Below are 3,638 nucleotides of genomic sequence, written 5' to 3' on the forward strand. Positions count from 1 at the left end.
GTTCACTACCCACTTTGATTTCACTCTTTATATTGCCGTCAAGTGTATCAACTGCGGAAATGCTGTTACGTCCGCTGTTCGCGGCATACAATGTACCTCCATCAGCAGTGATCGAAATTCCGCGAATCATAGAGAAACCTGATATTTCACGAATGATTTTCTGTGTTGCGGCATCAACGATGGATACTTTATCTCCTTGAAAGTTCGTGACAAAGATGTATTTTCCATCTGGAGAGACTTTTATGCCTTGTCTTGGTTGGGCGAAACCGGTAATGACGGCCATCGGTTTTCGTTTTTCCAAATCCACGACAGTGACAGAATTGTGTGCTTGATTGTTCACATACAATATCTTTCCATCAGGGCTGACAGCAGTCCCGAATGCACCTGGACCAACGACGACTTCATCTTTCAAGGTGAAGTTTTTTGTGCTGTAAAAACGAAGCGTACCGAGCGTGCTGTCTGAGACGACAAACTCGGAGCCGCCATCAATAAACACGATGTTTCTCGGAGAACCAAAGCCGTCGATCTTTTTGCGCAGCTTGCCTTTTGTAAGATCATAGACTAGGACGGATTGTTCACGGCTATCTGAGACAACTGCTATTTGCTCATCTGGACTTACGGCAAGGGAATTGTTGGTGATGTGGGTGTCAAAGCCTGTCTCTGACACTGGAATTTTACTTTTAGTAGAAGAAGCACCAATTACATTTGGTAGAATAACCACAGAAAGTAAGGCTATAATCCATACACTTATAAACTTCATTTTTTTCAACATTTCTTCACCCCGTGAAATTATTTTATTGATAAATGTTAAAATACGATTTTTTAAGCCTTAAGCGAGATTGATAAGCAGGAGAATTAAATACATGTCAATATGCAGCAGATTCTTAACCACCTTCCTTCGAAATTTTTAATCGAGCTGTAATTTTGCTCCCTTTACTATAAATAAACGTATAGAGGAGGATATTGGTTTGATTATTATTAAAAATTTATGATTCATGTGTAGAGTGAATTGTATTGGACCCAGTTTAATTGCGATTTTGATATGTTGATAGACTCTTTCAGGAAACGGTAGCTTCTACACTTATCTGAAAAGGGAAAATAAAGTCACGTACATTTGACCTAAAAATGATATGTGAGTCTGCAATTCTGGCCATGGACTTAAGTTAATGTCATTAAGCGAAATAAAGAAAAAGCAGAAAGCCCAGATTTTGTCGTTTGGGGTGCGAAAATGATTTGCAGATCGAGGGGAATAAAACTTCAACGACGACAGTATCCTTCGGTTTTTGAGATACGATTATCACATAATATGAAGTATTAATAGATGCAACCTAATCGAGCTTAAACCTATTTATTTGTAACGATTAAATAAAGGATTTATAAAGAAAATTAGGAAAAAAGACTGTCAACTTATCTAGGATATTATGGGAATTAATTAATGAATGGTTAAGGTCATATTGTTTTTTTGTTTATAGGATTCCAAAGTCCTGTATCTAAATACCTGATTGGGAAATTAGTGATTTACATTCCTTAATATGTCTTTTAAAAAGTCCCCCTATACTAAAACCAGATTCAAAGAATTATATAGGAGGGAAAGATCAATGAAGAATGAAAAAGCTATGGATGAATTGATAAAAAATTGGAGCGAAGAAAGCTTAGGCAAAAATATGGACCGCCGGAACTTTATCCAGGGAGCGAGTAAGCTTGCCGGACTTTCATTGGGTCTTGCCCTTGCGCAATCAATGGGAGGAATTGAGGTAAATGCTGCCCCAAAATTCAGCGATTATCCATTTACTCTTGGTGTATCGTCTGGTGATCCACTCTCAGATAGTGTTGTTTTATGGACAAGGTTGGCTCCAGATCCGTTGAATGGCGGCGGAATGCCTAATGAAGCTGTTTCAGTTAAATGGGAAATTGCAAAGGATGAGCATTTTAGAAAAATTGTAAAGAATGGCAAGGAAATAGCCAGGCCAGAACTGGGTCACTCTGTCCATGTGGAAGTAAGCGGGTTAAAACCGGACAAGGTTTATTTTTACCGTTTTAAAAGTGGAGGGGAAGTAAGCCAGACAGGGAAAACGAAAACACTTCCGTTATTAGGTTCCAGTGTTTCTAGTCTGACATTCGCTTTTGTTTCATGCCAACAATTTGAACATGGCTATTATACAGCTTATAAACATTTGGCAAAAGAAGATCTTGATCTTGTCTTTCACCTTGGCGATTACATATATGAGTACGGTCCAAATGAATATGTTTCATCTACGGGTAATGTCCGTGTCCATAACAGTCCGGAGATTATTACACTTGAGGACTATCGAAACAGATACGCTCAATACCGTTCTGATATACATTTAAAAGCAGCGCATGCTGCATTCCCATGGGTCGTGACATGGGATGACCATGAAGTTGAAAACAACTATGCAAATGTAATTCCGGAAAAGGGACAATCAGTGGAGGCATTTATCAAACGCAGGGCAGCTGCTTATCAGGCATACTACGAGCATATGCCTCTTCGTAAATCGTCATTGCCAAAGGGGGCTGATATGCGTTTATACCGGAATTTCTCATATGGCGATCTGGCTTCTTTCTTTGTACTTGATTCACGTCAATACCGTGATGATCAGGCAAACGGCGATGGAAGCTCACCRCAAACGCCAGAGTCTCTTGATCCGAAGCGGTCATTACTCGGACCAGAGCAGGAGCAGTGGCTAACTGAGAATCTTTCGAATTCAAAAACAAAGTGGAATGTGCTTCCTCAGCAGATATTCTTTGCACAGCGGAATTATGGAACACCTACTGCTCCAAAATATAGCATGGATTCTTGGGATGGTTATCCGGCTGCACGCGACCGTTTGATAGATGTAGTAAAAAGCAAAAACATTGAAAATCTGGTCGTATTGACAGGTGATGTACATGCTAGCTGGGCTTCCAATTTAAAAACTGATTTCAATGATCCAAACTCAAAGACTTTCGGTGTGGAATTTGTCGGTACATCCATCACATCTGGTGGAAACGGGGCAGACAAACGAGCAGATACTGACAAAATATTAAGCCAAAATCCACATATTAAATTCTTCAATGATTACCGTGGGTACGTCCGATGCAAGGTAACACCAGAGCAATGGAGGGCGGATTACCGTGTGGTTCCATTCGTAACAGAACCAGGGGCAGATATTTCAACAAGAGCATCCTTTGTTTTTGATAAGGATCAAGCTGGACTCAGAAAAGTATCATCAGCCATCGTTGCTGAAGGTGTCCAAAAAACTAATGAAGTCGAAGAAGATCGTACGCGCGCCCATAATCGTGCACATGAAAAACAAAGGATGAACAAGCGGGGGAAAGTCACTAATTAATAGTTATCCAGAGTGATACTTGAAGGTTAATAATAGTTAATATATATAAAATGGAAAAGTATCTAAAAAGGAGTGGGTCTGAGAATGCTTTCAAATATCGGAATTCCTGGGTTGGTCATCGTGCTCGTTATTGCTCTAATCATTTTTGGACCCTCCAAGCTTCCGGAAATCGGTCGGGCTTTTGGACGCACTTTATCAACAGCTGTCACTTCAGACTTACTCTCTTTTTCTTCCTCTTTATCTGAATCAGATACTAATCCTTTGGTTGCACCTTTGAATTCTGATAAAGTG

The 3,638-nt window shown here is 39.9% G+C and carries 3 protein-coding genes; 2 read left to right on the top strand and 1 reads right to left on the bottom strand.

Translation table 11 applies throughout. The annotated features are described in order from the left end of the window. Window positions 1-760: YncE family protein (locus AC1DUW_RS23470; protein WP_477643583.1), on the bottom strand; the 760-nt coding region annotated here is incomplete at its 3' end. Window positions 761-1,598: 838 nt separating this feature from the next. Here AC1DUW_RS23470 and AC1DUW_RS23475 point away from each other — a divergent pair. Together AC1DUW_RS23475 and AC1DUW_RS23480 are read left to right on the top strand one after the other, a co-directional pair. Beyond that, window positions 1,599-3,347, top strand: coding sequence for an alkaline phosphatase D family protein (locus AC1DUW_RS23475; protein ID WP_053345692.1), 1,749 nt, complete (start codon window positions 1,599-1,601; stop codon window positions 3,345-3,347). Window positions 3,348-3,431: 84 nt separating this feature from the next. Further along, window positions 3,432-3,638: twin-arginine translocase TatA/TatE family subunit (locus tag AC1DUW_RS23480; protein ID WP_477643584.1), on the top strand; the 207-nt coding region annotated here is incomplete at its 3' end.

Source organism: Peribacillus sp. P4_C12, from assembly GCF_056402095.1.